We start from the raw sequence: 7,808 nt of genomic DNA on the forward strand, positions 1-7,808 counted from the left end.
TTAATTTAAAAAAATAATAATTCTATTATTAAAAAGAATAAAAGGATTTAATTCTCTTTTTTTTCTTTTATCTTCTTAACAATAAGATTAGTTTCTGTGGAAACTAATGAAAATGATTCAATATCTCTATATAAAACACAACCTGCATTTATAAAGGAACCATTACCAATTTTCACACCAGGATTAACACTAGTATTAATTCCTGTTTTCACATCGTCACCAAAGATAGCTCCAAGTTTTCTACGACCAGAATCAATTCTATTGCCCTTTACAGTAACTTGCACATGTTTATCATCAAAACGTAAGTTAGCAAGATTAGTACCTGCACCAAGATTACAATTTACACCAATAACTGAATCTCCAACATATGATAAATGATTAACATTAGTTCCATCCATAATAATACTATTTTTAATTTCAACAGCATTACCAACATCTATATCGTTACATAAACATGCATATGGTCTAAGATAAGTGTTAGGTCCAACATCACAGTTTTCACCAATAAATACAGGACCTTGAATATAACAACCCGATCTAATGATACTACCTTTACCAAGATGTACTGGACCATGAATAGTTACATTATCTTCAATTTCGCCCTCAATACTATCGTCCATTTTTTCAAGGAAATCCTGATTACATTCTAATAATTCCCATGGTCTTCCAACATCCATCCATTTTTCATTAGAAATAAGACCTAATATTTCCCATCCTTCAGATAATTCTATATCTAATGAATCAGTAATTTCATATTCTCCACGTTTGGATAACTCAGTTTTTCTTATAGCATCAAATATTTCTGGACTAAATAAATAAATTCCTGCATTAGCAAGATTACTTGGAGCATCTTCAACTGAAGGTTTTTCAATAATCTCTGTTATTTTACCATTTTCTGTTGAAACAATACCATAACTTGATGGATCATCTACTTCAATTAATGTTAATACAGATTTTACATTGTTACTAGTTCTAGTTGCATATTTTTCAATTAAATTTCTGATAAGATCGTAACTTACAATTATATCCCCATTTAAAACTATGAAACTTTCATCAATATATTCTTCAGCACTACCTATGGCATGGGCAGTTCCTAACTGGCCCTCTTGCACAGCATAAGTAATATTTACTCCATATTCACTTCCATCACCAAAATAATCTTCAATAACTTCTTTTTTATAGCCTACAACGAGAGTAATGTCTTTTATTCCAGCATCTCTTAATGATTCAATATTATATTGTATTAATGGTTTTCCACCAGTTATAAGCATTGTTTTAGGTCGTGTTGTTGTTAAAGGACGCATTCTTGTTCCTTCACCTGCAGTTAAAATTATAGCTTTCATTAGTATTCCTCTGTTTTATATTAGTATATTTAAAATATTAGTAATACATTTTTAATATAGTTTAATGAATACTATTTTTAATCAATGATATAAAATAAGTTGTATATATGGTTTTTTTTTAAAAATAGAGAAAAAAGGAGGTGAATTATATGATGTTGTTTAGGAATTCATTGGATATTTTTTCAATACTATTAAGATGTTCCTGAGTTTTACCTTCAGCAGTAATTCTAATGTATGGTTCAGTTCCAGAAGGTCTTATTAAAACCCAACTATCATCTTCAAAGGAAATACGAACACCATCAATTGTAAGAATTTCTTTAACATCATCAAATTCCTCTTCAAATTTCTCTTCAACAATACTCATAACAGTTTTCTTTTTACTATTTTCACAAGTAACTTTTTGTCTTATAGTAGGATAATTTTCAATAGCATCTAATTGCTTTGATAACTTACCATTTTTCTGTATTGTTCTAACTATTCTTAAACCAGAAAGAAGTCCATCTGGACACATACAGAAATCAGGATGTAACCATGTACCAGAAGGTTCTCCACCAAATGTTCCTTTATTTTTATTTATAGATTCAGCTACGTGAACATCACCAACAGGTGTTCTAAGAACATTTCCACCGATTTTTTGCATCTGAATATCTAAACAAGCTGAAGCATCAACTGTGGTTACAACAGTACCACCAAACTCTTTTGCCATAATAGTAAGTAATTTATCAAAATCAGATAAATTTCCATTTTCATCCACAGCAATCATTCTATCAGCATCCCCATCATGGGCTAAACCCACATCAGCATTTAATGCTTTCACTGTTTTCATTAATTCTCCTAAGTTAGCCTCATTTGGTTCTGGTCTACGTCCTGGGAACGATCCATCAGGTTGTGCATTAAGTGTAATCACATTCATACCAGCTCTTCTTAAAGCTTCTGGGGATAAATAAGAACCTGCACCACATGCACAGTCAACAACAACTTTCAATGGTTTTAAAGGATTAATTCCAGATTTAGCAACGATATCATCGATATATTTATCTTTGAATGAACTAATATCGTATTCTTTTCCAATTTCATTCCATTTAACAATATTAAAATCTTTTTCATAGACTAATTTTTCAATTGTTCTTTCTTGGTCTTGTTTATATGCTAATCCATCACTGTTCCATAGTTTAATTCCATTGTATTGTGAAGGATTATGTGAAGCTGTTATCATAATTCCTGCATCAGCTTCTTTTTTTAAGGTTGCATATCCTACAACTGGTGTTGGAACCATACCAAGAAGTAATACATCACATCCTGATTGTTGTAATCCTGCAGACATTACATTCTCAATGATTTTACCAGAAGTTCTTGTATCTCTTCCTATTACAACTTTCTTATTTTTTCCACCAATATATTTAGCTAAAGCTCTAGCAACATCTAATGCTAGTTCTAATGTAATTTCTTCCTGATATTTTCCTCTAATTCCTGAGGTTCCAAATAGTTTTGGTATGCTTTTCATATATTATAACTCCTTATATCTGTTAACATATTTATCATTTAATCTTTAAAAGAATAGTTGTTAATTTCATAGTTTAATATTTTCTTATTTACATATACATAAATCTATTTTATAGAAAGATAGGTTATTAATAATAATTTAGAAAGTTATATTCTTTTATTTATTATTTTAAAAGAATATGCTATAAATAAGTTTAAAAAAAAATAAAATAAGTTAGATAAAATTTTATCTAAACTTATGCTCCGAATTTTTGTGTTACATTCATAAGATCTCTGATTATGTATAGAACATCAGTTCCTCTAATACGGCATAATCCACCTTTTGCAGCAGCTCTTTCACCATATTCTTTTACATCATCAACTCTTAATCCAGGTGCTTTTATAAATACTGGTACAGGATCTCCACTATGATCTTTCACACTTACTGGTGTTGAATGGTCTGCTGTAACAAATAATACAATATCATCCATGTCTTTTAAGTCAGCCATTATGTTATCTACTTTTTCTATAAAGTCTCTTTTACCAAAAATATCTCCATCATGTCCTGCTTCATCAGCACCATCAACATTTACTAATATAAAGTCATATTTATTACTTTTTATAGTATCAACGATGTATTTGTGTACACTATCAATATCAGTGTCAATTCCACCAGTTGCTCCAGGAATATCTATAGTATCCATTCCAGCAATTTTAGCTATACCTTTAATAAGTCCAGTTTCAGCTACACATACACCTTTAAGTCCATATAATTCTTCAAATGGTGTTACATGTGGAACTGCTCCAACTCCTCTTGGTAATATAATATTTGCTGGATTTTCACCATTTTCAATTCTTTCTATGTTTACTGGATGATCTTTTAATAATTCATATGATTGTTCTACGAATTTATTTACTATATCTGCTGTGAATTTTGCTTCTTCTGAATCATCTAATGGTTTTACAGTTTTTGGTTTGTTTCCTTCATGTTTAGGATCAGCATCTGTAATCTTATCAGATAAACCGTTTCCTCTTAGAACAAGAACACCTCTATGTCCATCAGATTCTTTAAAGATTACTTCAACATCATCTAATTTTACTTCATTGTTAATTACTTCAGCAAGTTTATCAGTTCCACTTTGGATTCTTCCTGCTCTTCTATCTGTTATGATAAGGTTTTCATCTGCTGTTGAAAAGTTACATCTAAATGCAATGTCTCCAGGTTTAACTTCAACATTAATACCTGCTGCTTCAAAAGGTCCACGTCCTGTATAAACTTCATAAGGATCGTATCCAAGTAATGTTAAGTGTGCTGTATCACTACCGGGTCTTACTCCTGGACGAATTGTATCCATAATTCCAGTTATACCTTCTTCAACCATTTTGTCCATAGCTGGAGTTCTTGCATTTTCAAGGGGAGTTTTGTCTCCAAGTTCTTTCACTGGGCGATCTCCCATTCCATCTATTACAAATATAATTCCTTTCATTTTTTTATGCTCCGATTGTTATTATAATGATACCAACTAATGCTCCAATTATTGTGGCAGTTAAATTAACATGTTCATTGTTAAAGAGTCCATTACGCTCTAATGTTGCACCAAGAAGACTATCTGCAAAACAACCAACCATTCCGGCCACAATTGCTATGCAGATACTGTGGGTAATGTCTGGAGATACATTTACTATAAAAGCTGAAACTCCTATTATTAAAGCTCCAATTAATCCTGCTACTGTTCCAAGTACTGAGATTCCACCATCGGTTCCAGGTTTTACTCTCTCTTTACTCGTGATTAATATAGGTTTACTCAATACTCCTATTTCACTTGCTAATGTATCGGCTGTTGCTGTTGAAATAGCTCCAATAAATCCAGCATAATTTCCAAATATTGCCATAATTACTGAGATAATTCCGTTTGAAACAACATTTTTAACGGTACGTTTTTCATGTATAATTCCAATACTTATTTTATAGTTCTTTTTGAATTTTGTAAAGGCAGAACCTAATAAAAGAAATAGTAAAAGTATTGCTAACCAGTTAAAACCTCTGGATATCACAATAAATATTCCAATAATTGTAACAAAAAATGAGCCTAGAAAATCAAGTGCACCACTTAAGTATACTATGATTCCGAGTATTACACAAATTATAAGGAATATTAATTGTATCATATTATATGATATTGTGTTTTATTAATATAATATCTTTGTATAAAAAAAAAGAAAATTGGAGTGGATTAAAAAAAAATTAATAGTTTAGTTATTTTAAAACTAATTTAATTTAATATTCTGGATTTGATAGTTTCTACTTTTTTAAGTGGATATATTTTTTTAGCTTCATGATATATGCTTGAAGCAAATTTACCAGAGATTATTTCTTTAACTAATTCTTCAGTAGTTTTTTCTGCAGCACTTTCAATAATCATGTTTTGCATAGTTTCTCTGATAAGTTTTTGTTGTGATGATTTTGCTCTTTTTACAGTTATTGCTAACATGTGAACATTGATTTTTTTACCATCTTTTGTAGTTGCATCAGTTATTGTGTCGATACGACTGGTTCCTCTTCTAATCATACTACGTACATAATCTGTTGTTACTTTGTGTCCTGTAAATACTGTGTGAGCTACTTCTCCACTTACATGATCTACTTCAAAGAATAATTTTACATATTGTCTACTGAAATCTCCAGTAATTTCACGCATTGATGTTTCAATTTTACGACCAACAAGCATTTCAGGTTCTCTTGCAGGACTTGTTCCAAGGCTTGCATCATCAAATTCTTGTGGTGCTAATATTTCATACCAAATTTTTTCTTTCCATGTGTCACGTACTCGTCTTCTTGCTTTTGCCATTCTTTCACAATCTCCTTATATCTTTTAATGAATTTTTATTAAGTTTTTTAATTATTTTTAGAATAAATCTACACTTTTCAATGATTTATACTCTAAAAGAAATGTTATATTATTATAACAAATGTATTGGTGGTTATTTTTTTATATTAAATTAGTTAGTAACAGTTTAATCTATTAATTTGAAATAGTTCCGTCAGGTTTTGTGATATATAAAACAAATTTTAGTTGTTTTTTTATAGAAGATTTTAGATACTCATGACAACAGTCATAATCTTCTATAATAATCTCTATGACTTAGATTATAAAATACCATAAACCTAGTCTATATCTTAATTTATTATTATATTTTTTATTTAATATATAGTTAGTGAAAAATAGCCATATTTAGTAACAAAAAAATATTAATTTTTATTTATAAAAAAAGTTTTTAGAGGGAAAGTATTATGATTAATATTTTTTTTTTAGATTGATCTTTTTTCATTAAAAAGTTCATCTAATTCATAATCCCATATATTTGTATTTCCTTCTGATTTTCTTTTAGTTATTTCATCATCCACAGTTTTAAATAATTCTTCAAGTGAAGATGTATCCTGGTTTTGTCTAAGATCAAATGATTCTATTTTTCTAGATTGGGAATTTTTAAGAATATCTAAGTAATCAAGGGTAATATCATATGGTTTAGTGTAGAGTCTGGTGTTGTTATTTTGACTTCCAGGTAATGATAGTATCTGTGAAAATGGTTCTATTTGTGAATAGATAAGTGTTTTAACTCCTGTATAATTTTCTATAAATTTATAGAAGTAATAATAAGTTAATGTAGGATTTTTTAATTTCATTTCACTTTCTGTAAATACATATAAGTAGCATTCATTATATCCATTGAATAAAACCCATGATTTAATATTAAATAATTCTTCTATTGCATCATATACTTTCCTTACATCTTCAAAAATTTCCTTGTTATTTCCTAAATTTAATGTTCTACGAGTAAACATGAATTTCTGAACATCTGTTAATTCCTTAGTTTCTTCTTTTATTATATCTGTATTTTGTATAAATCTAAATAAAATACAATTTTTCTTAGAATATTTTTCATATGGAGTATTATCTTGAGGATCCCATTTTATTGCAAGTTCATCTGAATCATAATCATAAAGACTAATGTAAAATTCTTTTTTAGGATAATTTTCTTCACACATTTGCCTTAGTTGGGCTAGTGATTTAATTGGATAATTTTCATATCCCTCATTAGGAGTACCTATTGTTAGAATTTTATTGAATGTAGTACCATATAATGATTCATATAACTCAAACCATTTCTCATCTAATTTCATATGATTACTCTCCCATGGTTATTGTTGAATAAAAATCTATTAAATTTTAATTTTTCTTAATATTTTTACTATAGTTCTTTTATTGGATTATATATACTTAATATTTACTCATTCATCATTAAAGTTCATTTAAGTTTTTATCTATTAATCTTAATTGGAAAATGAGTTATTTAAATTTTAAGAAAAAGTTGGGAGGGAGATGATTCATTCTATTGTTTTAAGGTAACTTAATATTGTTCTTATTAGTTTCAATTTTTATGAATTTATCTAATAAGTCTTCAGTATTACCTTCATCTTCTAGGATTTTAATACCTCTTTTTTTAACCTCTGTTTTTGCAACAAGACCTATTTTTTCACATATTAATATGTCACAACCATCTATAGCATCTGCAGATTTTTCCCATTCTTCACTATTTTTATCATGACTTTTTGAGGAGAAAATTACATCTTTGTAAGCAACATTATGAGTTTGCTCATCATAATCATATATTATAAAATATTCACATATACCAAAATGTTCAACTTTTTTTCCATTTTCTTTAACAGCTATTGCAATTTTCTTCATCTAATAATTCCTCTTTATATCGTTATATTATAGTTTATTAGTTCTCTTTTTAATATTTTTTTGAATTTAGTATAATTCCATAGAAATTGAATATAAAATGAGTTCTTAAGGAATTATTATTAACAGACATAGTTACTTACCTAATTTATATATTAAATCATGAATTATTAAAGTATCTATTTTTTCATGAATTTTAACTATTTAAATGACTGATTTTACATTCAAAAATCTAAAA

7 protein-coding genes are annotated in these 7,808 nt (G+C 28.4%); all 7 read right to left on the bottom strand.

What is annotated here, in order from left to right; genetic code table 11:
* Window positions 1–47: 47 nt before the first annotated feature.
* The 7 genes from glmU to A9758_RS04550 all read right to left on the bottom strand — a co-directional run bounded on the left by glmU (window position 48) and on the right by A9758_RS04550 (window position 7,573).
* Window positions 48–1,343 carry a bifunctional sugar-1-phosphate nucleotidylyltransferase/acetyltransferase gene (gene glmU, locus A9758_RS04520; protein WP_011406877.1) on the bottom strand — a complete coding sequence of 432 codons (1,296 nt, stop codon included), beginning with the start codon at window positions 1,341–1,343 and terminating at the stop codon, window positions 48–50.
* A 145-nt stretch (window positions 1,344–1,488) separates the two neighbouring features.
* Window positions 1,489–2,847: a phosphoglucosamine mutase gene (glmM, locus tag A9758_RS04525; protein ID WP_011406876.1), complete on the bottom strand. Its 1,359-nt coding sequence runs from the start codon at window positions 2,845–2,847 to the stop codon at window positions 1,489–1,491.
* Between the two features lie 235 nt (window positions 2,848–3,082).
* Window positions 3,083–4,312 carry a 2,3-bisphosphoglycerate-independent phosphoglycerate mutase gene (locus A9758_RS04530; RefSeq protein ID WP_011406875.1) on the bottom strand — a complete coding sequence of 410 codons (1,230 nt, stop codon included), beginning with the start codon at window positions 4,310–4,312 and terminating at the stop codon, window positions 3,083–3,085.
* A gap of 4 nt (window positions 4,313–4,316) precedes the next feature.
* Window positions 4,317–4,994 carry a TIGR00297 family protein gene (locus A9758_RS04535; RefSeq protein ID WP_011406874.1) on the bottom strand — a complete coding sequence of 226 codons (678 nt, stop codon included), beginning with the start codon at window positions 4,992–4,994 and terminating at the stop codon, window positions 4,317–4,319.
* A 104-nt stretch (window positions 4,995–5,098) separates the two neighbouring features.
* Entirely contained in the window at window positions 5,099–5,674 is a 576-nt protein-coding gene (locus tag A9758_RS04540) for a 30S ribosomal protein S3ae (protein WP_011406873.1), read from the bottom strand.
* Window positions 5,675–6,135: 461 nt separating this feature from the next.
* A complete protein-coding gene (locus A9758_RS04545) occupies window positions 6,136–7,008 on the bottom strand; it encodes a hypothetical protein (RefSeq protein WP_011406872.1) in 873 nt (290 codons plus the stop codon).
* Window positions 7,009–7,225: 217 nt separating this feature from the next.
* A complete protein-coding gene (locus tag A9758_RS04550; RefSeq protein WP_011406871.1) occupies window positions 7,226–7,573 on the bottom strand; it encodes a NifB/NifX family molybdenum-iron cluster-binding protein in 348 nt (115 codons plus the stop codon).
* Window positions 7,574–7,808: the final 235 nt, after the last annotated feature.

The organism is Methanosphaera sp. A6 (assembly GCF_001729395.1).
GTDB lineage: Archaea > Methanobacteriota > Methanobacteria > Methanobacteriales > Methanobacteriaceae > Methanosphaera > Methanosphaera stadtmanae.